Raw genomic sequence first — 26,914 nt, 5'->3', positions numbered from 1 at the left:
AAATCCGTCGTCGCCCGACTGCGCGCCGATGCCGGCATCGCTCCAGGACAGACAACACGCCTTGCCTTCAATCTCGACAAGGCCGTGTTCTTCGATCCGGATAGTCAGGTGCGGATCGGGTGACAGCTATTAGAGCGTCGCGCGTCGGATAAGATGCGCGACGCTCTATCACTATCAGTTTGCGGCAGCCGTCACACTGAGGGTCACCGGGGGGAAACGCGAGGAGACCGCTTCGACGGTGATCTCGCCCACCATCCCGGTCGCCTCCAGCCAGAAACCGGCGGTGCCGCCCTGCAGCGGCACATTGGCCGGCCCGACGATTTTTGCAGGCCCGTGCACCTTCAGTGAAATGCTGTCGTTCATGAAGGGCAGGCGCTGGCCGCACTGGTCCAGCGCGCGGATGATCACCCGGGTGCTGTCGCGTTCGCGGGCTTTCAGCGTCAAGCTGTCGGCGACGATTTCCAGCGTCGTCGGCAGCGGGTCGGCCGCCAGCGTCAGGCTGGCCACCGGCTCACCGGCGATGTAGCCGGTCAAGGTGCCGTCGATCCATTCGAGACCCCAGGTGCCGAGTTCATCTGGAGTGAAGTGGCGATGGTCGAGCACGACGGGCGGATGCGGCAGATGTGGATAATTCTCGCGGTCCGGACCGATGCGCTTGCTGAGCGCACCGTATTGCAGCTCCACCTCGTCGCAATTGGTCAGGATGATCAGCGGCAGCACGCCGCCGATATTACGCTCGCCGCGCGCCCAGAAGGTCGCCGGCTTCATGACAATCTCTTCGGACGGGTCGCACTGGCTGATATAGGCATAGGCGGCGAATTTCGGCTCGCGGAACATGTCCATGACGCCGTGATAGCAGATGCGGTCGCCGGAGCCGAAATCCTTGTGCGTGTTGTAATCGAACATGCACCAGCCGATGGCGCCTGATATATCCGGGTCACCATAGGCGGCATTCAGGACCTCGAGGTGGCGGCGCACATGCTCGGCCTGGCGCTGCTCCTGGTCATAAATCTTCGTCGGGTGCATGTGGCCGTTGAACTCGGTGATGAGGTACGGCACCTTGCGGGACAGTCCGGTATTTTCCTCCTGACCGCGCAGCACGGTGCGCGGGCGGTTGGTGCCCGGCAGTTCCTCGTTGCCGAGGATGAAGTCGTTCATCGTATAGACGTCCTCGAGCAGCTCGCTCTCGGTGATATAACGCACGCCGCCGGTCTGGCGGGTGCTGTCGAGTTCACGGGCGAGGCGATTTGTCTCGGCGTAGAAGTCGTGATTGTCCTGCGATTCGTTGATGCGCACGCCCCAGATGATGATCGAGGGATGGTTCCAGTCGCGTTCGATCATGCGGCGGACGTTCTCGATCGATTCCTTCTGCCAGTCGGCATCGCCGATATGCTGCCAGCCGGGGATCTCCTCGAAGACGAGCAGGCCGATCGCGTCGCAGCGGTCGAGGAACCATTTCGACTGCGGATAATGCGAGGTGCGGACGATATTGCATTTCAGCACCGACTTCATGATGTCGGCGTCGCGCTCCTGAGCGGACCGGCCGGCGGCGTAACCGACATAGGGGAAGGCCTGGTGACGGTTGAGGCCGCGCAGCTTCAGCGGCTCGCCGTTCAGCAGGAAACCTTCCGGCGTGAATTCGGCGGTGCGGAAGCCGAAACGGGTCGAGAGACGGTCGGAGCCATGCTCGGTCCTGAGTTCGACGGTGACCTCGTAGAGTGTCGGATCGGTGATTTCCCAGAGAGCGATGCCGGTGAGGCCGCCAAAGGAGAGCGTGGTCCGGCTGCCGATCGTTTCGGTTGCGGCCGTGGCGATCATCGTGCCGTCGGCCTGCTTCAGCGTGGCGGTGACAGTCGCCGAGAAGCTGCGGTCCTCGGGATTGGCGATATCGACGCGGACGGTCGCCGATTTCTCGATGGCAAGCACGTCCATGGTTTCGATCTTGAGATTGCGGATCGAGATCGGGTCGGTGACCTTCAGCCAGACGTCGCGATAGATGCCGGCATAGGTGAGATAATCGATGCGGCCGCCGAAAGGCGGTATGGCCGGGTTTTCGCTGCCGTCGATCTTGACGGTCACCAGATTCTCGCCCTTGAGCAGCTTGCCGGTGAGGCGCGCCTCGAAGGGGGTGTAGCCGTCCTTGTGGGCGATGATTTCTTCGCCGTTCAAATAGACGACGCTGTCGGCCATGGCGGCGTCGAAGACGAGCGAGACCTCGCGGCCTTCGAATTCCGGCAGCCAACGCAGCACCTTCTGATAGGTGAAGGCGCGCTGATAGCTGGTCTCGTCGAAATAGTTGAAGGGCAGTTCGACGGCGGTATGGGGCAGGCTGACCGACCTGGCGGCATCGAAGCTTTCGAGCAGGCGCTGGCCAAAGCCCTCGTGGAAACTCCAGCCTTCATTAAAGGAAACGACCGACCGCATCTCAGGCTCTCCCGTTCATGGCATCAGGAGCGTTGCGGCGCCTTTCGGCGCATGAAAATCGGGTCATCGGGTATTCCTCCTTGATGCAATAGGATGCGAGCGCGTCGGATCGAATCTGTTTCATGCGACGCGTTTAGCTTTTTTCATGCATGCCGTCATCCGGAACCGCTTCATGCCTGGCTCAGAACAGGCATCAGGCGGTCGAGCCCCAGCGGGCGGTGCAGGTGAGCGTGATGCTATGCGGGCCTTCGATCTCGGCGTCATGGCGTTCGATCAATTCGACGATGGCATCGATGAAGGCCGTATGGTCGAGGCACAGCGTGGTGAGGTCGTTGCAATCCCAGGCGGCCATGGCGATGCCGTCCTGGCCGACGATGGCGATATCGTCCGGCGTGTTCCTGCCGAGCACGCGGCGGGCCGCATCACGGGCGCCGATCGCCATGACGTCGTTGCCGCAGATGATGGCGTCGACCTTGTCACGGTGCAGCAGCATCACGGCTTCCTTGAAGCCGGAATCATAGGAATAGTCGCCAAAGGCCTGGGCCTCGAAGGCGAGGCTGCGCTTGGCCAGTGCATCGGCAAACCATTTGCGCCTGAGTTTATCGATCCAGCTCGAATTGGTGCCGGCGAGGTAAGCGAAGCGCTTCTTGCCGTCGCGGACGATCTTGTCGATGATCTCGTCGGCGGCCTCAGAGCCATCGATGCGGATGCTGGAGACATTCTCGTTTTCGAGCGGCTCGAAGGAGACGATGATCGGCTTGGTCGTGTGGAAGATATCGACGGCGTCCTGCATCGACACCATGTCGGAGAAGACGACGACGTGATCGACCTGATAGGTGGAGGCGAGGCGCATCAGTTGCAGCCGGTCGGCGTGGTCGGCACAACACAGGATGATCGGCAGCAATTGTCGTGCCTGCAGGCGGTGGACGAGAAGCTGCTGCTCCTCCGCTTCGCAAGGGTTGCCGATCGCATTGACGACAAGGGCGACCAGGCGCGAACGCTGGTTGTTCAGCGAACGGGCGATCGCGTTCGGCTGATAGCCATGTTCACGGGCGACTGCGAGGATGCGGTCGCGGGTGGCGTTGCCGATGCGAGAATCCGGCGAGAAGGCGCGGGAAACGGTGGCGGAGGAGACGCCGGCAAGTTTTGCCAGTTCCTTCGAGGTGATCCGCCGTCTGTTCATTCCGCTCATCTCACGCCTATCGGGCGACGATCCTAACGGAAGCGCCGTCGGCCGCTGCCGATTCCTTGATTGCATCCCATAGCCTAGCGAATCTGAGGCCCATTTCAACGGAGCCGGAGTTTTCCATTTTTCCCTTGCGAATGGCGAGGAAATTCTTCATCGGATTGCCGAGAATCTCGGCCTCCTCGCGCGGCTCGGCTTTGCTGCCGACACTGATCTCGCGCCAGCCGCCCCAGGCGTCGATGCGCACGATCGCCTTCGAATAGAAGAAGGTGATGTAGGAAGCGCAGCCAGGAGGGCCTTCGCCGGCGGCGGTCAGTGTCGCCAGCGCGCCGTTCTTCAGCCGGGCGGAGACGGCGGTGGCGATATCCACCTGTCTGCCATGGTTGTTCATGTAGGCCGAGACGCTGTCGAAATCCGAGTTGGCCAACAGGCAGACCGTATTCATCATGTGGGCGCCGGTATCGAACATGAAGCCGCCGCCCGATATGGCAGGCTGCTGCTTCCAATGGCCTTGATAGTTTGACGACCAGCTTTCCCAGATCATCCCCGATATGGCGATCAGTGCGCCGAATTCGCCGGCGAGAGCCCGTCGACGGGTGTCGAGCACCAGCGGCGACAGGCCACCCTGGAAGGCGGTGACGATGGTGACGCCGCTCTTCTTCTGGGCGGCGATCAGCCTCTCGGCTTCGGCGACCGTCGTCACCATCGGCTTTTCCAGGAAGAGGTCGAGGCCGGCCTCGGCGACGGCGGTTGCCTGCTCGGCATGGAAGGCATGCGGGGTGGAGACGTAGACGATGTCGAGTTGGCCGCTCATTTCGGCGAGCATCTGACGATAGTCCTCGAAGCTCTTTGGCTCGGGCACGCTGGCGGCGAGGCAGACGTCGATCAGGCGCTGACGCGAAGCCGCGGTGGTGTCGGCGAGCGCTGCGAATTCGATCTCCGGCATTCCAACCCAGCTCTCGGCGTATTCCGCCGCCTTCAAGCCGGCGCCGATGACGCCGAGACGCAGTTTCCCAGACATGAAATTCCTCCTCGAATGCATTGTGTACACGATTACACAAGCGATATCACGATGGCAAGCTATAGATAAATCAGTAAAATCAATGAACTGATACTCGAATTTTACTCCTTTCAAAAACAGCCTTGCCAGCATTGAGGATACGTGTACATTTTCATGCGAGGCGCTGGAGGGCGCTGTGTCTTTTGAAAGAGGGAGGGCTTTTCGTTGAAGAAGACGGTTCTTGGTGGCCTGTGCGCCATTTTGCTCAGCGCGGTTTCGACACTGGCGCAAGCTGAAACAATCCGAATTGCAAATCATGGTCAGGCCGGCATCGACGCGATGAAGTCGGCGGTCGAGCGGATCGAAAAGAAATATGGGGTGACCGTCGAGGTCATCGAATATCCGGCGCCCGATAAGGACTACCTGACCAAGCTTCTGACGGAACTCGGCGCCGGCAACGCACCCGACCTATTCTCGATCCCGACGACGGCAGCCGTCGCCGACATGGTCGAAGCAGGCTATCTCACGCCTGTTACCAAGGCGTTCAAGGCCTGGGACGGTTATGCCAACCTCTATGACGTCGCCAAGCAGCTTGCCGTCAGCCCGGATGGCGAAACCTATGTGATGCCGTTCATGCTCGGCATCCAGGAAATCTATTACCGCAAGGACGTTCTCGAAAAGGCCGGCATCTCCACCGAACAGCCGAAGACCTGGCAGGAGCTTCTCGACCGCGCCGCCGAGATCAAGCAGAAGACCGGTGCTTACGGCCTGCTTTTCCCGGCCGGCGTCTCCTGGGGCAGCGGCGCTTTCGACGAAGGCTTCCAGCACCTGCTCGTCGGCTCGAAGACGCCGCAGCTGGTCGATGCCGACGGCAAGCTCGATCTCAACGGCGAAGGCATCAAGGATGTCTTCAATGTCTACAAGCAGCTGATCGACAAGGATCTGATGCCGACGCAGCCGCTGCTCGGACCGGAGCCCTGGGTCGTGCCCAAGTACCAGATGTTCCCGGCCGGCAAGCTTGCCGCGACCACCTGCGGTTCCTGGTGCTACATTTTCGACTGGGGCCGCGAAAGCAAGAACCCGATCCCCGAGGTGACGAAGGTTGTGGGAACCTGGACGGTGCCGGGCCAGAGCAGTGGTCAGTATGTGCTCGCCAACCTCGCCGCGCCGTGGGCCGTCAATTCCAAGTCGGCCAATACCGACCTGGCAATCAAGGCGCTAATGGAGATCGGCTCGATCGAGACGCAGGTTTCCTATGCCGCCCGCATCGGCAACATTCCGGCCAGCAAGGATGCGGCCAAGAATGCCGACTTCCAGAAGCTGACGGAACTGGTTCCGATCCATGCAGCGGCCGGGAACGGCGTGTTCCTGAAGCAGGCCTCCGGTTTCGGTACGGTCTCGGAAGGTGTCGCGCGGGCTACCGAAGCGCTGCTGCGCAAAGAAACCGATGCCGCCGGCGCCCAGAAGATCCTTGTCGACTACGTCAAGGAAACGCTCGGCGACGACATGGTCAAGTAAGCTCCGGCACCCTCTCTTTCGCCAAGACGGGGACGCGGCACCATCGCCCGCGTCTTCCCGCTTTCATTCGATAGCCGATAAGGTTGTGAGCTTCCATGGCCCGAAACTCTCATGAAAAGCGCGCCGAGCGGCAATGGCTGCTGATCCTGCTGCCCTCGCTGGTGCTGCTTCTGGCCTTCGTCATCTACCCGGCCATCTATTCCATCTATCTGAGCTTCACCAACGAGGCGTTGACTGGGGCGGCAGCACTTCGGCCTCGCTTCGTCGGGCTCCGCAACTATACCAGGCTCCTCAACGACGCGAAATTCTGGAACTCCCTGTTCGTCACCTTCGTCTTCGTCATCGGTTCCGCCGTGGTCGGCCAGTTTGCGCTCGGCCTGATTTCGGCAACCGCGTTGCGCCGGCCGATCCGTTTCCGGCGGGTATTCTCGTCGATCATCCTCCTGCCGAACGCCGCCCCGGAAGTCGTCGCCGGCTTCATGTGGATCTCGATGCTGGCGGGCGGCGACAATGCCACGCTCAGCCGCATCGTCAGTACCTTCGGCATCACGCCGGCCGACTGGCTGCAGGTCTTCCCGCTGTCGATGATCATCGTCGTCAACACCTGGCGCGGCATCGCCACGGCAATGATCCTGCTGACCGCCGGCCTCAGCACCATTCCGGCCGAGATCTACGAGGCGGCGCGCATGGACGGCGCCACGCCGTCGCAGATGTTCCGCCGCATCACCCTGCCGTTGATGATGCCGACGATCCTGCTCTACATGCTGATTTCGGCCGTCTCGACCATCGCCGTCTTCGGCCTCGTCTATGCGCTGACGCGCGGCGGGCCGGGCGGGGCGACAGAGGTCGTCAGCATCTATATCTACAACCAGTCGTTCACGGCGTTCCAACTGGGATATGGCGCCGCGGTCGCCGTCGTTGCGCTCGTCATCTCGCTGATCTTAGGCATCGCCTATGTCCGGGCGATGAAGGTGGAGGTCTGACATGGCCGTCGTTTCCCCGAGCGAGACCGTCAACAAGGGTCGCTCCGACCTCATCGCCTATGCGACGCTGTCGCTGATCTCGATCTTCTGCGCCGTGCCGTTCTTCTGGGTGCTGCTCGCCTCGTTCGACGGCAATGCGCAGCTCTTCCTGCATTGGCCGGAACAATGGACCTTTGCCAATTATGTCAGAGTGTTCGCCAAGGAGGATGGGGCAAAGTGGCTGTTCAACTCGCTCTTCGTGGTTGGCAACGCGACGCTGCTGGTCATGGTGCTTGCAGGGCTCGGCGGTTATGCGCTGTCGCGCACCCGTGCCTGGTGGAAGCTGCCCTTCCTCTATGCGATCCTGCTCATCCGCGTGCTGCCGCCGACGGCGCTCGTCGTGCCGCTCTATAAATTCCTGCTGACACTGAACAATGCCGAAGCCGCCGTGCTCCGGCCGATCTTCGGCAGCTATGCCCGCGACATCATGCGCTGGACTGGCTTCATTGATGGTTATCTCGGGCTGATCCTGGTGCTGGCGACGATGCAATTGCCGCTGGCGCTCTGGATCATGAAGACTTTCTTCGACGGCTTGCCGCGAGATTACGAGGAGGCGGCGCTGATGGACGGGGCAACACTGATCCAGCGCATCCGCCGGGTGCTGATCCCGCTGGCGTTGCCGGGGCTGGCTGCGGCCGGGCTGTTCGCCTTCATGTCGGCCTGGGGCGACTTTCTGCTGCCGTTGATCTTCCTGTCGTCGCCGGAGTTGCAGACGCTGCCGCTCGGTCTCTTCCGCGCCTTCCTGCGTATCAACGAGATCGACTACGGCCTGCTGACGGCGCTGGCCTTCATCTACCTGCTGCCTGCCGTCGTCGCCTTCGGCTTTGCCCGGCGCTTCCTCGTCCAGACATTCTCGGGCGGCGTGAAGGGCTGAGATCCAGAAAGAGAAACGGATGATCAATCTCAGAAACGTTCGCAAATTCTACGGCGCGCTCGAGGTCATCAAGGGCGTCGACATCACCGTTGAGGACGGCGAATTCGCCGTCTTCGTCGGCCCCTCCGGATGCGGCAAGTCGACGCTGCTGCGGATGATCGCCGGCCTCGAAGGCATTGACGAGGGCGATCTGATCTTGAACGGCAAGCGGATCAACGACGTGCCGCCCGACAAGCGCGGCATCGCCATGGTGTTCCAGTCCTATGCGCTCTATCCGCATATGAGCGTTGCCGAAAATATCGGCTTCTCGCTCAGCCTGAAGAAGGTGCCGGAGGCGGAGATCCGGCGGCAGGTTGAAGGTGTGGCCGAGATCCTGCAGCTCACCGATTACCTCGACCGGCGCCCGGCCGCCCTTTCCGGCGGCCAGCGCCAGCGCGTGGCGATCGGCCGCGCCATCATCAAAAAACCGGCGCTGATCCTGTTCGACGAGCCGTTGTCGAACCTCGATTCGGCGCTGCGCGTGCAGATGCGCGCCGAGCTGCAGCGCCTGCACCGCGAGCTGAAAGCGACAGTCGTGTATGTCACGCACGACCAGGTCGAAGCGATGACGATGGCGGACCGTATCGTCGTGCTGAACAAGGGCGTCGTCGCTCAACAGGGCGGGCCGATGGATCTCTACCATCAGCCCGATAACGAGTTTGTCGCAACCTTCATCGGCTCGCCAAAGATGAACGTGCTGCCGATGATGGCGACGCGCCGGGATGCCGGCAAGGTGCATCTGGAAAGCCCGCTCGGCCTTTCCATCGACCTTTCAGACGCCAATGGCGCCGTGCAGCAGGGCGAGGCGAAACTCGGCATTCGGCCGGAACATCTGAAGCTCGCACCCCAAGGGCAGGCTGATTTTTCGGCCGAGGTCGTCATCGTCGAGCGTTTGGGCGTGGAGACCTATCTGACAGTCGGTTCGCAGCAGCAGCCGATCGTCGTACGCACGGAAGGCGACATGACCATTCGCCCCGGCGATCGTGTGTCGCTGACTGCCGAGCGCGCCGGTTGCCATCTGTTTGATTCCGCCGGCCGGGTAATCCGCTCGGCAACCGCTTGAAACACATCGAGGAATGACATGACAATCAAGGTTACGATCTGGAACGAAGGGCGCCACGAGCAGGTCCACAAGGAAGTTCAGGATATCTATCCTGATCGTATCGACGGAGCGATCGCTACCGGCATCGCTCACCCCGATTTCGAGGTCCGCCGTGGTACACTAGACGATCCAGATGAAGGGCTGCCGGATTCCGTGCTCGATGATACCGACGTGCTGCTGTGGTGGGGGCACATGGCGCATGAAGAGGTCAGCGACGGGCTGATCGACCGCGTACAGCAGCGCGTGCTGAAGGGCATGGGCCTGCTGGTCCTGCATTCCGGCCATCATTCCAAGCTCTTCCGCCGGCTGATGGGGACCAATGCCAACCTTTCCTGGCGCGAGACGCCGGACGGCGACCTGGAGCGCGTCTGGGTGGTCAATCCCTCGCATCCGATCGCCGAGGGGCTGCCGCCCTATTTCGAGGTCAATGCCTCGGAAATGTATGGCGAGCCCTTCGACATTCCGCAGCCGGACGAGCTTGTGTTCATTTCCTGGTATTCCGGCGGTGAAGTTTTCCGCAGCGGCTGCACCTTCCAGCGCGGCCGCGGGCGCATCTTCTTTTTCAGTCCCGGCCACGAGACGTATCCGATCTATCACGACAAGATCGTGCATAAGGTGATCTCGAACGGAATCCGCTGGGCGCGGCAGAAACACACCGATGGCCGCATCCTGGAAAACTGGCATCGGGCCGAGCCGCTGCACGGCCGCCCCGACAAGGCGAAGGCCTGATCTATGGATATTGCGCGCCGGTCGTCTTGATATAGATCGAATAGACCGAACGCGTCGCGGTGATGAAGAGCCGGTTTTTCTTGGGGCCGCCGAAGGTGAGGTTGGACACCGTCTGCGGCACCCTGATCTTGCCGAGCAGGGTGCCGTCGGGTGAAAAGCAGTGCACGCCGTCGGAGGCACTCGTCCAGAGATTGCCGGCGACATCGAAACGAAAACCGTCGGGATGGCCGACATCGAGGCTGCAGAAATAGCGGCTGTTGGCAAGCGCCCTGCCGTCGGTGACGTCGAAAACGCGGATATGGCGCGGCACTTCATGTTTTGCGGAGCCTGAATCGGCAATATAAAGCTTCGTCTCATCGGGCGAGAAGGCAAGGCCGTTCGGCTGGATGAAATCCTCGACGACGGCGTCGATCGCTCCGCTTGCCGGGTCGATCCGGTAGACGTTGCGCGTGGGCTGCTCGGGCTCGGCCTTGTGGCCCTCGTAATCCGACAGGATGCCGTAGGTCGGATCGGTGAACCAGACCCCGCCGTCGGAGTGCACGACGACGTCGTTCGGCGAGTTCAGCCGTTTGCCTTTGTAGCTGTCGGCGAGAATGGTGATGGTGCCGTCCGTCTCGGTGCGGGTGACACGGCGGCCGCCATGTTCGCAGGAGACCAGCCGACCCTGCCGGTCGCGGGTGTTGCCGTTGACGTAGTTGGAGGGCGAGCGGAACACGGAGACCGTACCATCCGGTGTCCAGCGCATCATGCGTTCATTCGGGATATCGCTCCAGAGAAGGCAGTTCAGATCGGAAAACCAGACGGGGCCTTCCGTCCAGCGGCAGCCGGAATAAAGCTCCTCGAGGCCGGCGCTGCCGATGACCATTGCACCGAAGCGTTCGTCGCGAATCTCATAAATCGGATTGTCGCCCATGCCAGTTTCCTCCCTGAATGCTGCCGTCCCTTCCTAGCTGCAAATCCTGGGGGGTGCCAGGGCCCGGCGATGGAAATGCCGGGCTCCGGTCGCTTCAGAGGGCCGCGACCGGATGCGGCGAGCCGTCGTATGCGCCCCAGATCGACTGGTCGAAGCAGATGACCGAGCCGGTCATCAGCCCGGATTCGGAAGACGACAGGTAAGCGCAGGCGCGCGCCACCTCGTGCGGATCGACCAGGCGGCCGAAAGGCTGGCTGGCCGCCGCCGTCTCCAGCCAGTCGGCGGGTGCATCGTGATATTCGCGCTGGATGCGGTCCTCGCCTTCCGACGCCATCCAGCCGATATTGAGGCCGTTGACCCGGATGCGGTTGCGCAAGAGCGCATAGGCGGTGTTTTTCGTTAGCGTTTCCAGCGCGCCCTTGGAGGCGCAATAGGCGGCGATAAAGGGCTGGCCTGCTTTGGCCGACATCGAGCCGATATTGACGATGGTGCCCTCGATCTTTTCGCGGCGCATGACCTTCACCGCTTCCTGCATCAGGAAAAACGGCGCCCTCACATTGACCGCGAACATGGCGTCGAAGAGTTCCGGGCTGGTATCGAGAATAGTGCCGCGGTCGGTGATGGCGGCGGCATTGACCAGCGCGTCGACACGGCCGAAGGCCTCATCACAGGCGCGCACGACATTCTGCGCATCCTCAACCTTGGCGAGATCAGCTTTGGCGTAGAGGACCCTCACGCCCGTCGCAGCCGAAATCTCTGCGGCCTTCGCCGTGCCCTTGGCTTCGTTGCGGCCGCAAATGACGATGCCTTCCGCGCCGCGTTCGGCGAACAGACGGGCGATGGTCGCGCCCAATCCTTGCGTGCCGCCGGTGACGATAGCGATCTTGCCGTCGAGGCGGCCGTGGTCCGTGCTCATCTGGTTCCTCCTTGATGATGATATGCGAATGGCCTCCCGCGAAGGCGAGAGGCGGTTATGGCGGTGCGTGTGGCCCCCTCATCCGCCCTACGGGCACCTTCTCCCCGTTGGGTAGAAGGCGAATCGAGACGTTGCGACAAGTCTCTTCTCCCCAGCGGGGAGAAGGTGGCGGCAGGCGGATGAGGGGGCTCCGGTTTCCAAGTCAGCTCAACTTCTTCCTCGCCTGCTCGCCAAGTGCTGCCGCAAAGGCTTCGTCGCTCCAGCCTTCCTTCAATGCCTCGTGCAGCAGTTGCGCCTGCGTCTTCGGCGCCAGTCCGCCGAGTGGCGGGTCGCGGTCGAGATTGGTCGGGAAGGAATAACCTTCGGCGCAGGCGGAAACGGCGTTGGCGATTTCATCCGGTGAGAGCCTGCCCTGCAAGCTCTTTAGGGCAGGAAAGAGCATGGCGCTCATCCTCTGGCGGTTGACGGTTTCCATTGCCCGGCCGAAGGCGGAGGAGACCTGCAGCAGGTTGGCGACACGCTTGATGTCGGCGGAGCGATTGGTACCGGCGGCGTGGAAGAGCGCGGGATTGAAGAAGACGACGTCGCCTTTTTCGAGCGGCAGCTGGACATGCTTAGCCTCGAAATAATCCCGGAACTCCTGCCGCTTGAGCGCGAGATAGCCGGGCACATAGGTCTGGCTGTGCGGCAGAAACAGCGTCGGACCGCTTTCGAGCGGCATGTCGCAATGGGCGACCGCGCCCTGGAGCGTCAGCACCGGCGAGAGCCGGTGCACATGCGCCGGAAACTGCTCGATCACTCTGGAGGACTGGAAGCCGAGATGATAGTCGCGATGGGCCGATTGTGCCGCGCCGCCCGGATTGACGCGGTTGACCTGCGCCGTCATCTGGTAGCTCGGGCCCAGCCAGGCTTGGCTTGCCAATGCGACGATGGCATTGCCGTAATATTCGGCAAAATTCGCCGGATCGGCGAGGCAATGTTTTTCCAGCGAGTTCCAGATGCGGTCGTTGGCGCCGGGCTTGGCGAAGTGATCGCCGCCGCCGGTCGAGGCGCGGTGCTGCTCCTCGATGATCTGGTCGAAGATCGCACTGGCCCGGTCGATAATGCCGGTATCTTCATAGGCGTGTTTGAACACGACGACACCGGGGCCTTCGCCGAAGGCCTCGCAGATTTCGGCCAGCACGGCGCGTCGGCCTTCCGGCGTTGCGGCTGCTGCCATCACCTTGCGGCTGTCATAGATCAGCACGTTTTTCTCGACCGCGGAAGCCGTGGGGTATTCGGCAAGCGCGGTGGTCTTTTCCGCCAGGCGGCGAAAGTCGTCGAGATCGCAGCTGTCCTCGCTGAGCCATACGCGGTCGGCGCGCATCTTCCTCAGATTGTCGGTTTTCATAAAGGCTTCTCCCGGTTTTGATGGAGGCAACTATACGCCGTGATGCCGGGTGATATAGATCAGCGATCCATCAAAAAACCATCAGGCGGAATCCATGGCCCATCTCTTTCTCGTCAAGGACATCGCCTTCCAGGCTGGCTTGAGTACTGCCACCGTCGATCGGGTGCTGAACGGCCGACCGGGTGTGCGCCAGCAGACGGAAATGCGGGTGAGGGCGGCGATCGCGGAGCTGGAAAAGCAGCGGACGGGGGCGATGGGCAGCGGGCGGATGCTGGCGATCGATATCGTCATGGAAACGCCGCAGCGGTTCAGCGATGCAGTGCGCGCCGCCTTCGAAGCGGAGATGGCGATCTTCCTGCCCGGCGTCTTCCGCTGCCGGTTTCATTTTACCGAAGTGATGAAGCCGGCTGAGATGGTGCAGCTTGTCGACCGCATCCGGCTGCGTGGCACTGATGGTATCGTGCTCAAGGCGCCTGATGTTGCCGAGGTGGTGGCGGCCGTCGCCCGGGCGGATGCGGCCGGTATTGCCGTGGTGACGCTGGTCACCGACCTGCCGAATTCCCCGCGCATTGCCTATGCAGGCGCCGACAACCGTGCCGCGGGAGAGACCGCCGCCTATTTGATCGGCGAATTTCTCGGGGCAAAATGCGGCAAGGTGCTGGTGACGCTATCGAGTGGACGCTTCCGCGGCGAGGAGGAGCGGGAAATCGGCTTTCGCCGAGTCCTCCGTGCTCACTATCCTGAGATCGGCATCGCCGAAATCAGCGAGGGGCATGGCACCGATGCGGCGACGGGGACGCTCGCGGCGGCAGCTCTTGCTGCCGATCCGACGATTAACGCCGTCTATTCGATCGGCGGCGGCAACCGGGCGGTGCTGGCGGCCTTCGATGCGGCTAAACGTGTCGTCCGCGTCTTCGTCGCCCATGATCTCGATGCTGATAATCGTGCGTTGCTTGCCGCGCGTCGGATCGGCTTCGTTTTGCATCATGATCTCAGAACCGACGCGCGCTCGGCTTTCAGGGCGATCATGAGCCGGGCGGCTTCGCCGCGGCAGGTGGTCCCGGCCTCGCTTTCATCCGTTGAAATCGTTACGCCCTACAACATGCCCGCGGACGATTAGGGCAATCGGCTTCCTTCGATGCCGAATTCGGACTACAGCTTGGGCGAGAGTGAAGGTGAGCGGCATGGATTACAGCGACGTCAGCACGATTGCAGCCTGGATCACGGAGCAGGGACTGAAGGGCGCCTCGGAAGCCGAGCTTATGACCGGTTTCTGCTCGGCCTGCCGCAATGCCGGCCTGCCGCTCGACCGCGGCCTGGCGCTGATGGATACGCTGCATCCGGTGCATGAAGGCCGTGCCTTCCGCTGGGACAGCGTCGAGAAGATCGAGACGGAGTTCGAATATGGCCCGACGAGCTCCGGGGAAGCGGCGGCGAGCTGGCAGAGCTCGGCCTTTTACCATCTTTGGTCCCGCAACGAACGGGAGATCCGCCGGCGCATCGGCTTTGGCGATCCGATCGAGTTCACCATGCTCGACAAGATCGCTGAAGCCGGTCACACGGATTTCGTGGCGATGGTACATCGTTTCAGTGAGGCCGGCACAATCGGCGAAATGGATTGTTTCTTCTCGCATTTCGCGACCAAACATCCCGAGGGCTTTTCCGATCACGACCTTGCCATCCTGCGCAAGCTAGTGCCGGTGCTGGGGCTGGCGATCAAATGCATCGGGCTCGGGCGCATCGCCCGCACCATCGCCGAAGTCTATCTCGGCGAGGACGCAGCGCGCCAGGTGATGGAAGGCAAGATCAGTCGCGGCAAATCGGAGCGGATTTCGGCCGCACTCTGGTTTTCGGATCTGTTGAACTACACCAAGATCTCCGACAGCGTACCGCCAGAGGAAATCATCCCGCTGCTCAATGATTATAGCGAGGCGGTGATCACGGCGATCCACGAATCTGGCGGCAACGTACTCAAGCTGATCGGCGACGGCGTGCTGGCGATCTTCAAGGGCGAGGTGCGGGCAGAAACTTGCCATGCGGCGCTCAGCGCCGAATCGCTTCTGCGGAAAAAGCTTGGCACGCTGAACGCCGCGCGTGCGGCCGACGGCAGGGCGACGACCGATGTCTATATCGGCCTGCATATCGGCGACGTCTTCTACGGCAATATAGGCAGTCAGGACCGGCTGGATTTCACGGTCATCGGCCCTGCCGTCAACGAAGTCAGCCGCATCGCTTCGATGTGCCGCTCGGTCGACCTCAACCTGCTGATCTCCTCCGATTTCGCCATGGCGATCCCGGAGGAACAGCGCGCGGCGCTCGCCTGTGTCGGACGTTATGCATTGCGCGGCGTGCAGCGCGCGCAGGAGCTTTATACGCTCGATAACGCCCGGCTGAACGTCTGATCATCGCAGGACCGGGCCCTATCGCAGCAGCCCTTGGCCGCCGTCGATCCAGATCGGCGTCCCGGTGATGTGCCGAGCCCGGTCGGAGGCGAGGAAGAGAATGGTTTCGGCGACATCCTCGCTCTTGCCCGCCCTGCCACCGGCGATTGGGATATCCCCTTGCGGCCAGATGACCGGAACCTCCGTCTCTTCGCGATGGCGGCTGTCTGTGTTGGCGCCGATATTGGTCTCGATCTCGCCGGGGCAGACGGCATTGACGCGGATCGCGTGCCGGCCGAGTTCGAGGGCGAGCTGCTGGACCATGGCAACCTGGCCGGCTTTGGTTGCGGTGTAGGCGGTGGCGCCCGGCGTCGTGAAGGTCCGGGTGCCGTTGATCGAGGAGACGACGACGATCGAGCCGCCATTCCTCTTCAGGTGGGGCACCGTCAGATGCAGGGTCAGGTAGGTGCCGCGCAGATTGACGGCGATGGTCTTGTCCCATTCATCCGGCTTCAGATCATCGATCGGCGCCCAGACGCCGTTGATCCCGGCATTGGCGACAACGATATCGAGGCCGCCGAAGTTGTCGGTCAGTTGCGCCACGGCGCTCCGCATTTGCGCCTCGTCGCTGGTATCGGCCGTCAGCGCGATCGACCCGCCGCCGGCGGCCTTGATCTCGGCGCAGGTCTTTTCGACCTCGTCGGCGGTGCGGCTCAGCACGGCGACCCTTGCTCCCTCGGCTGCGAGCCGCAGCGCGGCCGCCTTGCCGATGCCGGATCCGGCGCCTGTCACCAACGCGATCTTCCCCTGCAGCTCCATGGGTGGGCTCTCCTTGCCGTTTGACGGTAAGCCAATGTTCGGCACCGCAGTTGGTTCCGAAGGGAGCTATCTGAGAAGGCTGTGCCGGATTGCCCACCTCTCCGGCCCATGGACGGCGGCAAAGAGCAGTCCGGCAAGGAAGGTGAAGTGATCGACGAAGAAGCCGAACTCGGCCTGGTTCTGCTGCCAATGGGATGGACCGTGGAAAGCGAAGGCAAGAAAGATCACGTAGAGGCCCGCCAGCAGGCTGGCCTCGGTGAAGAAGGCTCCCGATATGAAAGCGAGCGCCAGGGCGATCTCGAGAAAGGCCGCCACCCAGGCAAGTAATGTCGCCATCGGAAAACCGGCAGCGGTGATGTAACTCGCCGTCGCGCCCATATCGGCGAACTTGAAGCCGGCGGCCATAAAGAAGATGAAACTGAAAATGATGCGCGCGACAATGATTGCGATTGCTCTGGCCATCTGAAATCTCCCGTTTGAATTTCCACTATGACGGATGAGACGCGCGATATCCGACACGGCGAATGAAAAAGGGCCGCTTGCGCGACCCCATTATTTCTCTCACCACTCGGCGAAGCTGCCATCGGCATGGCGCCAGATCGGGTTGCGCCAGCGATGACCCTCCTTGGCCCGCTCGATGACATAGGCCTCGTCGACCTCGATGCCGAGACCGGGGCCTTGAGGGATCGAGACGAAACCATCGGCATAGTGGAACACCTCCTTGTTGGAGATGTAGTCGAGGATGTCGTTGCCCTTATTGTAGTGGATGCCGAGGCTCTGTTCCTGGATGAAGGCATTATAGCTGACGGCATCGACCTGCAGGCAGGCGGCAAGCGCGATCGGTCCCAGCGGGCAATGCGGCGCCAGCGCCACGTCATAGGCTTCGGCCATCGCCGCGATCTTGCGGCATTCGGTAATGCCGCCAGCATGCGAAAGGTCCGGCTGGATGATATCGACATAGCCGTCGGAAAGGACTTGCTTGAAATCCCAGCGTGAAAAGAGCCGTTCGCCGAGCGCGATCGGTGTCGAGGTGTGGTTGACGATATCGCGCAGGGCTTCCTTGTTTTCGGAGAGCACCGGCTCCTCGATAAACATCAGCTTGTAGGGATCGAGTTCCTTGGCGAGAACCTTGGCCATCGGCTTGTGCACGCGGCCATGGAAATCGACGCCGATGCCGATATGCGGGCCGATCGCCTCGCGAATGGCGGCGATGGTTTCGACCGCCTTTTCCACCTTCTCGTTGGTGTCGACGATCTGCATTTCTTCGCAGCCATTGAGCTTGATCGCCTTGAAGCCGCGGGCGACCACCTCCCTGGCATTGTTGGCGACATCGGCGGGACGGTCGCCGCCAATCCAGGAATAGACCTTGATGCGGTCGCGCAGCTGGCCGCCGAGCAGGGAATGGATCGGCTGGCCGAGTGCCTTGCCCTTGATATCCCACAGCGCCTGGTCGATGCCCGAGATCGCGCTCATATGGACAGCGCCGCCGCGATAGAAGCCGCCGCGATACATCACAGTCCAGTGGTCCTCGATCAGAAAGGGGTCCTTGCCGATCAGATAATCTTCCAATTCGTGGACAGCAGCTTGAACGGTGAGCGCGCGGCCTTCGACGACCGGTTCACCCCAGCCGACGATGCCTTCGTCGGTCTCGACCTTCAAAAACAGCCAGCGCGGCGGAACGATATAGGTGGTGAGTTTGGTGATCTTCATCGCGTTCTTCAGTCTCTTCTTAGGTTTGCGCTCAGCGGCACTTCCGCAGATTTCCGATGATCCATCATTTCGTTCTGCCGATCGCCTTTTCGGCGGCGGCAAGGTCGCGCACAGCAAGATCGAGCATGCGGTTGGCGCAGTCGCGGGCGCCAGCCTTGTCGCGCATGCGCAGGGCCTCGACCAACTGGCCGTGAACGAGCACCGCATCCTCGCGATTCTCGACGCCGATGTTGGAGGCATGTAGCGCATATTTCAGCGCCGCATGGATGGCGCTCGACAGGCGGCGGAAGACCTGGTTGTGACTGGCGGTGAGCAGCACCGTGTGGAACATGACGTCGGCGTCGGTGAAACCTTCCGGGTCATGGGCGCTGTCGCGCATCTGCCGCCAGGCATTGTCGAGATCGGCGATCTCCTGGGCGCTGGCGCGCTCGGCGGCATATTCGGCTGCTGCCGGCTCGATGGTGCGGCGGGCTTCGAGAATGCAGCCAAGCAGGTCGAAATCCTTGATGTAGGGTCCCATCCATTCCAGCACGTCGGCGTCCAGGATATTCCAGTCGTCCTTGTCGCAGACGGTGGTTCCGACCCGCGGTTTGCCGCGGACGAGGCCTTTCGATTCCAGCACTTTCAGCGATTCGCGAATGACAGTGCGGCTGACGCCGTAGAGTTCGCAGAGGTCGTTCTCGCGGGGCAGCGGCGAGCCGGAGGGATAGCGGTCTGCACATATATCCTGGGCGATTGCCGCCGTGACGTTGCGGCGGACGCGCGGGCGCTTCTCAATGCCGGGGCCTTCTGCCTCGCCCTGTCGCTCGATTGTTTCCAACTCACCTCTCCGCTCTATGTCGTCGCCAGGCAATCGAACCTCATTATCCGAATTCGGTAGGCTTTGCGACGCTCCTCCCAGGCTCTCGTCGACAATCCTATTATTACAATCATCATACATTGGCAATTGACTGGTATGATGATTTGTCATAATTCATTGGACGCTGCCTGGGAGGCAGTTGCTCGGTTTTAAGAGTTCAGGGAGAGAGAAATGCGCTCGTTCAAAGCAGCCATCCTGGCTGGCACTTTCGCCATTCTGGCCGCCGGCTCGGCATTTTCGGCAGACGTCAAGATAGGGTTCATCGTCAAGCAGCCCGAAGAGCCGTGGTTCCAGGACGAATGGAAATTCGCCGACCAGGCCGCCAAAGAAAAAGGCTTCACCGTCGTCAAGATCGGCGCCGAAGATGGCGAGAAGGTCCAGTCGGCGATCGACAATCTCGGCGCCCAAGGTGCGCAGGGCTTCATTATCTGCACGCCGGACGTCAAGCTCGGCCCCGGCATCGTCGCCAAAGCCGAAGCCAACCAGTTGAAGCTGATGACGGTGGACGACCGTCTCGTCAGCGCCGACGGCAAGCCGCTGGAAGACGTGCCGCATATGGGCATCTCCGCTACGAAAATCGGCGAAACCGTTGGCCAGGCGATCGTCGACGAGATCAAGAAGCGCGGCTGGGACATGAAGAATGTCGGCGCCGTCCGGGTCTCCTACGACCAACTGCCGACTGCCGTCGACCGCGTCGATGGCGCGATCGCGGTGCTGAAGTCGGCCGGTTTCCCGGCTGAGAACATCTATGACGCGCCGCAGGCGAAGACGGACACCGAAGCGGCGCTTAATGCGGCGACCACCGTTCTGAACAAACATGCCGAGGTGAAATATTGGGTTGCCTTCGGTCTCAACGACGAAGCCGTCCTCGGCGCCGTCCGCGCTTCTGAATCGGTCGGTATTCCGGCGGCCAACGTTATCGGCGTCGGTATCGGCGGTGCGGAATCGGCGATCAACGAGTTCAAGAAGCCGGCGGCCACGGGCTTTTTCGGCACGGTCATCATCTCGCCGAAGCGTCACGGTTACGAGACGGCGCTGAATATGTACGACTGGATCGCGAACGACAAGGAGCCGGCAAAGCTGACGCTGACCTCTGGTTCGCTGGCGCTGCGCAGCGATTACGAAACGGTCCGCAAGGATCTTGGCATCGAGTGATCATCCCAGGATGATATTTCCGGCGGCCGCTCAGCGCGCCGTCGGATCCTTCTCGGCGGAGCGGCGATGGCTTTCCTCGAATTCAACAATATCTCCAAGGGTTATCCCGGCGTGCAGGCGCTGGCGAATGTTTCCTTCTCTGTCGAGAAGGGCGCCGTTCACGGACTGATGGGAGAAAACGGTGCCGGCAAATCGACGCTGATCCGCGTCCTATCCGGCGATCAGTCCGCCGATGACGGCTGCATTCTGATCGGGGCGGAGGAGCAGAAGTACGGCTCCGTTCGCGACGCTTTCCATGCCGGCGTCATCGTCATCCATCAGGAACTGCAGCTCGTTGCGGAGTTGACGGTCGCCGAAAATCTCTGGCTCGGGCGCTTTCCGGCCAAGGGCGGGGTCATCCATTCGAAGACGCTGATCGAGACGGTGCGATCGAAGCTCGAGGAGATCGGCATCGATGTCAATCCGTCGGCCAAGGTCGCCTCGCTATCGATCGGCGCCCGACAGATGGTCGAGATCGCCAAGGCCGTCATGCTCGAAGCACGGGTGATCGCGCTTGATGAGCCGACCTCGTCGCTTTCCTCGCGCGAGAGCGAAATCCTGTTTTCGCTTATCGATAGGCTGAAGGCGAAGGGAACGGTCATTCTCTACGTCTCGCATCGTCTCGACGAGATTTTCAGGCTCTGCGACAGCCTGACGGTGCTGCGCGACGGCAAGATTGCCGCCCACCATCCCGATATCGCCGAAACGACGCGGGAGCAGATCATCTCGGAAATGGTCGGACGCGAGATTAGCAATGTCTGGGGATGGCGCGAACGTCCGCTCGGCGACATCAGGCTCGAGGTCAAGGGCCTGTCGGGGCCGAGGCTGCGCAACCCGATCAGTTTCTCAGTCCGCCAGGGCGAGATTCTTGGGTTCTTCGGTCTGATCGGCGCCGGCCGCAGTGAGATGGCGCGGCTGCTTTACGGTGCCGATACCAGACATCAGGGTCAGGTCGCGATCGATGGGATTGCGGTTTCACCGAACAATCCGAAGGCGGCGATCAACGCCGGCATGGTGCTCTGCCCCGAGGACCGCAAGTTCGACGGCATCGTCCAGGGGCGATCGATCGAAGAGAATATCGCGATTTCGTCGCGTCGGCATTTCTCGCCCTTCGGAATTCTGAGCCCGAGACGAGAGGGGGCGCTGGCGGATCGGTTCATTGCCCGACTTAGGGTACGAACGCCGTCGCGCAAGCAGGACATCATCAATCTCTCCGGCGGCAATCAGCAGAAGGTCATTCTCGGGCGCTGGCTGTCCGAGCAGGGGATCAAGGTCCTCGTCATCGACGAACCGACGCGCGGCATCGATGTCGGGGCGAAATCGGAAATCTACGACATCCTTTACGAGCTTGCGGCCGGCGGCATGGCGATCGTGGTGATCTCAAGCGAGCTGCCTGAAGTCATGGGCATTTCCGATCGCATCATGGTGATGTGCCAGGGCAGGGTGGCGGCCAATATTGCCCGTCAGGATTTCGACGAGCGTGCCATTCTGACGGCTGCACTTCCGGACAAGAATGCGGCGGGCATCATTTAGGACCAGGAATACGGATAATGAATTCGTTGAAAAAAATTCTTCTCGGTGAGCAGGGGCTGGTGGTGATTTTCGCTGCCGCCTTTGTCATCGTCTCGCTCTTCGTTCCGAACTTCCTGACCGAGCGAAACATGCTGGGGCTGCTGCAGTCGGTTGTCACGATCGGCATTGTCGCCTGCACGATGATGTTCTGCCTGGCGTCGCGCGATTTCGATCTTTCGGTCGGGTCGATCGTCGCCTTCTCCGGCATGATCGCCGTGATGGTCTCGAACGCCACGGGCTCCATCCCTCTCGGGTTGCTCGCCGCTCTGCTGTGCGGCGCCGTCGTCGGCTTGGTCAACGGCATCGTCATCGCCCGCTTTCGCATCAATGCGCTGATCACCACGCTGGCGACCATGCAGATCGTGCGCGGGCTGGCGCTGATCGCCTCGGACGGCCGCGCCGTCGGCATCAACGATCCTGCCTTCTATCAGCTTGCCCTATCGCGCTTCCTGACAGTGCCGACGCCGATCTGGATCATGCTGATCCTTTTTCTGGTCTTCGGTTTCGTGCTCAATCGCACCGTCTTCGGCAAGAACACGCTGGCGATCGGCGGCAACCCCGAGGCCTCGCGGCTTGCCGGCGTCAATGTCGTCAACATGCGCATCTGGATCTTTGCGCTGCAGGGGCTCGTCTGCGGCATTGCCGGCATCCTGCTTGCCTCGCGCATCACCTCCGGCCAGCCGAATGCGGCGACGGGACTTGAACTTTCGGTGATCTCGGCCTGTGTTCTCGGCGGCGTTTCGCTAGCCGGCGGACGGGCGGCCATGAGCGGGGTCATTGTCGGCGTGCTGATCATGGGCATTGCCGAAAACGTTATGAATCTCCTGAATATCCAGGCATTCTATCAGTATGTCGTGCGCGGGCTGATCCTGCTGATCGCGGTGCTGCTCGACAATTTGAGATCTTCGGCTGCTGGACGGCGCGGATGAGTGAAGGACAGGCCGTGAGCGACATCGAACTGAGGCACGGCGATCTCGCCGTCCGGGTCAGCCCCCGGGGTGCCGCGGTCACCGCCGCGACGTTTCGCGGCATCCCCTTTCTCGTGGCCGCCGGCGGGCTTGACGGAGCGATGGCGAATTTTGCAATGGTGCCGTTCGGCAATCGCGTCGAAGGCAACAGCATGTCTTTTGCCGGACGTGACTATGCCTTCCAGCCGAATACCTCAGATCCGCTCTATCGGCATGGCGACGGCTGGCTCAGCCTCTGGCAGCTTGAAGACGCCGGCCCGGAGAATGCGCAGTTTTCCTTTTCCCGCGGCGCCGACAGCGTTTCACCCTATGCCTATCTTACCCGGCAGGAAATCCGTCTCGCCGGCGATGTACTGGTGCTGACGCTTTCCGTCGAAAACCGCGGCGAAGCGGCTCTCCCCTTCGGGCTTGGTCAACATCCCTTTTTCGTACGGACGCCAAAAACGCGACTGACGATTGCGGCCGATCGCTATTGGAACGAGCGGCCGGATCATCTCCCTGAGAGGCCCGGCCCGGTGCCTGACTATTTCGATTTCAGATCTGAAAAGCTGTTGCCGCAAAGATGGATGAACAATGCCTTCGAGGGTTGGAATGGGCAGGCGGCAATCGTCTGGCCGGAACTTGGAATCCAGGCGGCGCTGGAAGCCGACGGCGCGCTCGATCGCTTCATGCTCTATATGCCGGTCGACCGGAGCGACTTCTTCTGCCTCGAGCCGATGAGCCATCTGCCGAACGGCCACCACCTGCCTGATTTGGGCGGGCTGACGCCGCTTGCGCCCGGGGAAGTTCTTGCCGGCAAGGTAACGATCCTGATGTCGGGGCTGCCGGTTCAATCGGAGGGGAGATAGATGGGTAGCCGCCTGCAGGGTAAGAACATCCTGATAACAGGTGCCGCGCAGGGTATCGGTCTTGCGATTGCAAAGGCTTTTATGCGGGAAGATGCCGCCGTCTTTCTCGTCGATCGCGACGCCGCATTGCTGGCGAAGTCAGTAAAAGAGCTCAAAAGCATCGGTGGGCGACTTGGTTATCTGCCGGCCGATATAACCGATTCTGGAACGATCACGACATTGGTCGCTCAGGCGAATGAAGAGATCGGCCAGTTGAACGCGCTGGTCAACAATGCCGGTGTGAATGTCTTTGCCGAACCGCTCGAGACGACGGATGAAGTGTGGAACCGCTGCTTCGACATCAATCTGAAGGGTGCGTGGAACTGCTGCAAGGCGGTGCTGCCTGGCCTGATCGAACAGGGCGGCGGCGTCATCCTCAATATTGCTTCGACGCACGCTTTCACCATCATCCCGCACACATTTCCTTATCCGTTGGCAAAACACGCGCTGCTTGGAATGACCAAATCCCTCGGTCTCGAATATGCGGGCCGTAATGTCCGGGTGAATGCGCTGGCGCCGGGCTATGTCTCGACGCAGAAGGTGATCGATTACTGGAACGGGTTCCCAGATCCTGAGGCGGCAAAGGCTGAGACGATGAGGTTGCATCCCGGCGGGCGCATCGCGACGCCGGAGGAGATCGCCATGGCGGCCGTGTTCATGATTTCAGACGAGTGCCCTTTCATGAATGCCACCTGCCTGACGATCGACGGCGGTCTCAGCGTGCTGCAGCATCCTGCCTGAAAGCGCTTCGATTCCCGCTGATTTTTACAGGCCTGTCGTCTTCTCAGGATAGAGCATTATATTGGCCATCGGGAAGGCTATCTGATCTCCCGCGGGCATGGAGCGGCGCCCTGCCGCTTTCTGGAAACAGTTGGAGCATGATGTTGTCCGAAAACCGCGCACACTTTTCGGCATCATGCTCTGAAAGCACAATCGAAAACAGGAGGACGGCATGCAGATCAATCGCACGGCTTCGGCTCATTGGACCGGTGGCCTCAAAGACGGCAAAGGCCTGATCTCGACGCAGAGCGGCGCCCTGAAAGACTATCCTTACGGCTTTGCCAGCCGCTTCGAAGGCATTGCCGGCACCAACCCGGAGGAGCTGATTGGTGCCGCCCATGCCGGCTGCTTCACCATGGCGCTTTCATTGATCCTCGGCGAAGCCGGTTTTACCGCCGAGTATATGGAAACCTCCGCCAAGGTGACGCTCGAAAGCGTCGAGGGCGGCTTTGCCATCACCGCCATCCATCTTTCGCTCACCGGTCGTATTCCCGGCGCCGATGAGGCGACCTTCACCGAACTTGCCAATAAGGCGAAGGCCGGCTGCCCGGTTTCCAAGGCGCTCGCCTCCGTTCCGATCACGCTCGACGTCAAGCTCGGCTAATTTCCGTTGCCGCTAACGAGGTGCCGCGCGCGTTTGGCGTCGCGGCACTTTTCAGCAGCGTTCGACAATAGCGTTCGATCGCTTCGGAAAAATCCCACATCTACAAATGAACGCGCATCGGCGGCATCTCGCCTGGGCGCTGTGCTGACTGTTGACAAATGACGCATGATATTTTACGACTGACGAAATTCAAAAATCGTCAGTCGTAATTCGAGTATCGAAACTATGGACGACATCACGGAAAATACACTCGACGTCACGCGGCAGGAGAATGTCACCCGCATTCTCGACGCGGCCGAGCGGCTGTTCCGCCACTATGGCTACAGCAAGACGACGGTGGCTGACATCGCCCGCGATCTCGGCATGTCGCCAGCCAATATTTATCGGTTCTTCGCCTCCAAGGTGGAGATCCACCAGGCGCTCTGCGGGCGTATGCTCGCTACCGCCTATCAAATCGCCTACGACATCCGCCATCAGCCGGTCAGCGCCAGTGAGCGGCTGCGCCGCTATGTCACGACCCAGCATCAGTTGACGCTCGATCTGATGCTCGACGAGATGAAGGTGCACGAGATGATCATCGTCGCGATCGAGCGCGACTGGCATGTCATCGAGAAACATATCGACCGCGTCCACGATCTCATTGCCGAAATCATCGCCGAAGGAATTGCGGCGGGAGAATTCGCCGAGCAGGACCCGGTCGTTGCGTCGCGCTGCTTCGGCGCAGCGACGATCAATCTCTGCCATCCGCAGATGGTGGCGCAATGTCTTGCCAAAACGAACCGCGCGAGCGTCGACGAACTGATCGACTACGTGATCAGGGCGCTGAAGAAATAATGGACGGCAGCCGCCGTCGAGACCCCCAAACCATCCAGGAGTGCGGAAGATGTTTTCGCTCAAGAGCCTCAGCCATCACATGCCGTCTGTCGCCCGCCTTGTGTTTGTCGGCGCTATCGGCATCGGCGTTTCCGCCTGTTCGGAAGAGAAGGCTGAGGTCAAGCAAGTCATCCGGCCGGTGAAGGTCGTCGAGATCGCCAAGGCCGGCGACACCCGCAAGCTCGACTATTCGGGCTCGGTCAAGGCACGCACGGAGATGAACCTCGGGTTTCGCGTTGCCGGCAAGATCACCGAACGCCTCGTCGATATCGGCGACCGGGTGACGCCGGGCGATGTGCTCGCCCGAGTCGACGCCACCGATTACCAGCTGGCGGTCAGAACGGCGGAAGCCAATCTTGCCTCTGCCGAAAGAGGCGTCGAAACTGCCGATCTCGCCAATAAACGCGCCGAGCAGCTTTTCGACAAGAGTGTCGCCCCGAAGTCGCAGCTCGAGCAGGCTTCGCTCAGCCATGACCAGGCGATGTCGCAGCGCGACGCCGCCCTCTCCGCGCTCGACCAGGCGAAGAACCAGGTGAGCTACACCGAGCTCAAGGCCGGTCAGAACGGCATCGTCACATCAATCAATGCCGATACCGGTCAGGTTGTCGGCTCCGGCACCGCCGTCGTCACCGTTGCCGTCGACGGTGAGAAGGAAGTGCAGATCGCAGTTCCCGAAAACGACATTGCGGAATTCAAGCCGGGCAAGACGGTCAAGACAAGCTTCTGGGCCGATAGCAAGCTGGTGCTCGATGGCAAGGTGCGGGAAGTCTCAGGCAGCGCCGACCAGCAGTCGCGCACCTTTGCGGTGCGGGTGAGCCTGCCGAACGATCCGCAGGTGTTGCTCGGCATGACCGCGACGATCGAGGCCGACGTCAGCAACGGCAATAGCTATGTCTCGATCCCACTCAGCGCACTGGCTGAAAAGGACGGCAAGCAGATGGTCTGGACCGTCGACCGCGATACGGCGACCGTGCATGGCCGCGATATCAAGGTCGCGGATTTCACCAGCGACGGCGTGCATGTGACCGAGGGTCTCGATACCGGCGATCTCGTGGTTGCGGCCGGCACGCAGTTCATGACCGAGAACCTGAAGGTGAAGGTGCCGGACCAGCAGTCGGCCCTGGCCGACACGGACCAGACCGTCCGCTGATTGC

At 61.4% G+C, this 26,914-nt stretch carries 25 protein-coding genes and 1 pseudogene; 16 read left to right on the top strand and 10 right to left on the bottom strand.

Translation table 11 applies throughout. The features are described 5' to 3' along the window. Positions 1-123 (top strand): annotated as a pseudogene (locus RCCGE510_RS34800) (sugar ABC transporter ATP-binding protein); the annotation flags it as partial. 51 nt (positions 124-174) lie between these two features. Here the strand turns inward: RCCGE510_RS34800 and RCCGE510_RS17190 are convergent. The 3 genes from RCCGE510_RS17190 to RCCGE510_RS17180 form a co-directional block, all read right to left on the bottom strand. Beyond that, on the bottom strand, positions 175-2,424 hold the full coding sequence (locus RCCGE510_RS17190) for a glycoside hydrolase family 2 TIM barrel-domain containing protein (protein ID WP_007631954.1): 2,250 nt from the start codon (positions 2,422-2,424) through the stop codon (positions 175-177). A 193-nt stretch (positions 2,425-2,617) separates the two neighbouring features. Continuing rightward, on the bottom strand, positions 2,618-3,616 hold the full coding sequence (locus tag RCCGE510_RS17185; RefSeq protein ID WP_037079051.1) for a LacI family DNA-binding transcriptional regulator: 999 nt from the start codon (positions 3,614-3,616) through the stop codon (positions 2,618-2,620). 7 nt (positions 3,617-3,623) lie between these two features. Further along, positions 3,624-4,631, bottom strand: coding sequence for a Gfo/Idh/MocA family oxidoreductase (locus RCCGE510_RS17180; RefSeq protein ID WP_007631951.1), 1,008 nt, complete (start codon positions 4,629-4,631; stop codon positions 3,624-3,626). Between the two features lie 204 nt (positions 4,632-4,835). Here RCCGE510_RS17180 and RCCGE510_RS17175 point away from each other — a divergent pair, with 204 nt between their 5' ends. From RCCGE510_RS17175 to RCCGE510_RS17155, 5 genes are all read left to right on the top strand, one after another. Next, a complete protein-coding gene (locus RCCGE510_RS17175) occupies positions 4,836-6,128 on the top strand; it encodes an extracellular solute-binding protein (protein WP_007631949.1) in 1,293 nt (430 codons plus the stop codon). 95 nt (positions 6,129-6,223) lie between these two features. After that, positions 6,224-7,111 (top strand): sugar ABC transporter permease, encoded by an 888-nt coding sequence (locus RCCGE510_RS17170; protein ID WP_007631947.1) that lies wholly within the window; start codon positions 6,224-6,226, stop codon positions 7,109-7,111. Position 7,112: 1 nt separating this feature from the next. Further along, positions 7,113-8,024: a carbohydrate ABC transporter permease gene (locus RCCGE510_RS17165; RefSeq protein WP_007631946.1), complete on the top strand. Its 912-nt coding sequence runs from the start codon at positions 7,113-7,115 to the stop codon at positions 8,022-8,024. A gap of 19 nt (positions 8,025-8,043) precedes the next feature. Continuing rightward, on the top strand, positions 8,044-9,126 hold the full coding sequence (gene ugpC / locus RCCGE510_RS17160) for a sn-glycerol-3-phosphate ABC transporter ATP-binding protein UgpC (protein ID WP_007631944.1): 1,083 nt from the start codon (positions 8,044-8,046) through the stop codon (positions 9,124-9,126). An 18-nt stretch (positions 9,127-9,144) separates the two neighbouring features. Further along, on the top strand, positions 9,145-9,894 hold the full coding sequence (locus RCCGE510_RS17155) for a trehalose utilization protein ThuA (protein ID WP_007631941.1): 750 nt from the start codon (positions 9,145-9,147) through the stop codon (positions 9,892-9,894). Between the two features lies 1 nt (position 9,895). Here RCCGE510_RS17155 and RCCGE510_RS17150 read toward each other — a convergent pair whose 3' ends face one another. From RCCGE510_RS17150 to RCCGE510_RS17140, 3 genes are all read right to left on the bottom strand, one after another. Then, positions 9,896-10,807 carry an SMP-30/gluconolactonase/LRE family protein gene (locus tag RCCGE510_RS17150; protein ID WP_007631939.1) on the bottom strand — a complete coding sequence of 304 codons (912 nt, stop codon included), beginning with the start codon at positions 10,805-10,807 and terminating at the stop codon, positions 9,896-9,898. Positions 10,808-10,901: 94 nt separating this feature from the next. Then, on the bottom strand, positions 10,902-11,723 hold the full coding sequence (locus RCCGE510_RS17145; RefSeq protein WP_007631938.1) for an SDR family oxidoreductase: 822 nt from the start codon (positions 11,721-11,723) through the stop codon (positions 10,902-10,904). A gap of 202 nt (positions 11,724-11,925) precedes the next feature. Then, positions 11,926-13,113, bottom strand: coding sequence for a phytanoyl-CoA dioxygenase family protein (locus RCCGE510_RS17140; protein ID WP_007631937.1), 1,188 nt, complete (start codon positions 13,111-13,113; stop codon positions 11,926-11,928). 94 nt (positions 13,114-13,207) lie between these two features. Here RCCGE510_RS17140 and RCCGE510_RS17135 point away from each other — a divergent pair, with 94 nt between their 5' ends. Both RCCGE510_RS17135 and RCCGE510_RS17130 read left to right on the top strand, forming a co-directional pair. After that, positions 13,208-14,233 (top strand): LacI family DNA-binding transcriptional regulator, encoded by a 1,026-nt coding sequence (locus RCCGE510_RS17135; RefSeq protein WP_007631936.1) that lies wholly within the window; start codon positions 13,208-13,210, stop codon positions 14,231-14,233. 64 nt (positions 14,234-14,297) lie between these two features. Continuing rightward, the gene (locus RCCGE510_RS17130; RefSeq protein WP_007631934.1) at positions 14,298-15,515 is read left to right on the top strand and encodes an adenylate/guanylate cyclase domain-containing protein; all 1,218 of its coding nucleotides are present in this window, start codon (positions 14,298-14,300) and stop codon (positions 15,513-15,515) included. Between the two features lie 18 nt (positions 15,516-15,533). Here RCCGE510_RS17130 and RCCGE510_RS17125 read toward each other — a convergent pair whose 3' ends face one another. The 4 genes from RCCGE510_RS17125 to RCCGE510_RS17110 form a co-directional block, all read right to left on the bottom strand. Continuing rightward, on the bottom strand, positions 15,534-16,313 hold the full coding sequence (locus RCCGE510_RS17125) for an SDR family NAD(P)-dependent oxidoreductase (protein WP_007631932.1): 780 nt from the start codon (positions 16,311-16,313) through the stop codon (positions 15,534-15,536). 66 nt (positions 16,314-16,379) lie between these two features. Then, positions 16,380-16,775 carry a DoxX family protein gene (locus tag RCCGE510_RS17120; protein WP_007631930.1) on the bottom strand — a complete coding sequence of 132 codons (396 nt, stop codon included), beginning with the start codon at positions 16,773-16,775 and terminating at the stop codon, positions 16,380-16,382. 99 nt (positions 16,776-16,874) lie between these two features. Next, the gene (dgoD, locus tag RCCGE510_RS17115; RefSeq protein WP_007631928.1) at positions 16,875-18,023 is read right to left on the bottom strand and encodes a galactonate dehydratase; all 1,149 of its coding nucleotides are present in this window, start codon (positions 18,021-18,023) and stop codon (positions 16,875-16,877) included. A 64-nt stretch (positions 18,024-18,087) separates the two neighbouring features. Continuing rightward, positions 18,088-18,843 (bottom strand): FadR/GntR family transcriptional regulator, encoded by a 756-nt coding sequence (locus RCCGE510_RS17110; RefSeq protein WP_007631926.1) that lies wholly within the window; start codon positions 18,841-18,843, stop codon positions 18,088-18,090. Between the two features lie 210 nt (positions 18,844-19,053). Between RCCGE510_RS17110 and RCCGE510_RS17105 the strand changes: the two genes are divergently transcribed. The 8 genes from RCCGE510_RS17105 to RCCGE510_RS17070 all read left to right on the top strand — a co-directional run bounded on the left by RCCGE510_RS17105 (position 19,054) and on the right by RCCGE510_RS17070 (position 26,910). Continuing rightward, positions 19,054-20,037: an arabinose ABC transporter substrate-binding protein gene (locus tag RCCGE510_RS17105; RefSeq protein ID WP_007631922.1), complete on the top strand. Its 984-nt coding sequence runs from the start codon at positions 19,054-19,056 to the stop codon at positions 20,035-20,037. Positions 20,038-20,103: 66 nt separating this feature from the next. Then, complete coding sequence (gene araG / locus RCCGE510_RS17100) at positions 20,104-21,609, top strand: L-arabinose ABC transporter ATP-binding protein AraG (RefSeq protein ID WP_007631920.1); 1,506 nt, start codon at positions 20,104-20,106, stop codon at positions 21,607-21,609. Positions 21,610-21,626: 17 nt separating this feature from the next. Continuing rightward, positions 21,627-22,577 carry an L-arabinose ABC transporter permease AraH gene (gene araH, locus RCCGE510_RS17095; RefSeq protein ID WP_007631919.1) on the top strand — a complete coding sequence of 317 codons (951 nt, stop codon included), beginning with the start codon at positions 21,627-21,629 and terminating at the stop codon, positions 22,575-22,577. Then, positions 22,574-23,464, top strand: a complete 891-nt coding sequence (locus RCCGE510_RS17090; RefSeq protein WP_037079047.1) for an aldose 1-epimerase — start codon at positions 22,574-22,576, stop codon at positions 23,462-23,464. Before araH ends, RCCGE510_RS17090 begins: the two co-directional genes overlap by 4 nt. Beyond that, on the top strand, positions 23,465-24,244 hold the full coding sequence (locus tag RCCGE510_RS17085; protein ID WP_007631917.1) for an SDR family oxidoreductase: 780 nt from the start codon (positions 23,465-23,467) through the stop codon (positions 24,242-24,244). Positions 24,245-24,455: 211 nt separating this feature from the next. Then, positions 24,456-24,887, top strand: a complete 432-nt coding sequence (locus RCCGE510_RS17080; protein ID WP_007631916.1) for an OsmC family protein — start codon at positions 24,456-24,458, stop codon at positions 24,885-24,887. Between the two features lie 225 nt (positions 24,888-25,112). After that, complete coding sequence (locus RCCGE510_RS17075; protein ID WP_007631914.1) at positions 25,113-25,721, top strand: TetR family transcriptional regulator; 609 nt, start codon at positions 25,113-25,115, stop codon at positions 25,719-25,721. Between the two features lie 49 nt (positions 25,722-25,770). Continuing rightward, positions 25,771-26,910 carry an efflux RND transporter periplasmic adaptor subunit gene (locus RCCGE510_RS17070; RefSeq protein WP_007631913.1) on the top strand — a complete coding sequence of 380 codons (1,140 nt, stop codon included), beginning with the start codon at positions 25,771-25,773 and terminating at the stop codon, positions 26,908-26,910. The last annotated feature ends 4 nt before the right edge of the window (positions 26,911-26,914 follow it).

The organism is Rhizobium sp. CCGE 510 (assembly GCF_000292525.1).
GTDB lineage: Bacteria > Pseudomonadota > Alphaproteobacteria > Rhizobiales > Rhizobiaceae > Rhizobium.
Note: the sequence above shows the minus strand (reverse complement) of the source record. Positions and strands in the feature narration are given on the sequence as shown.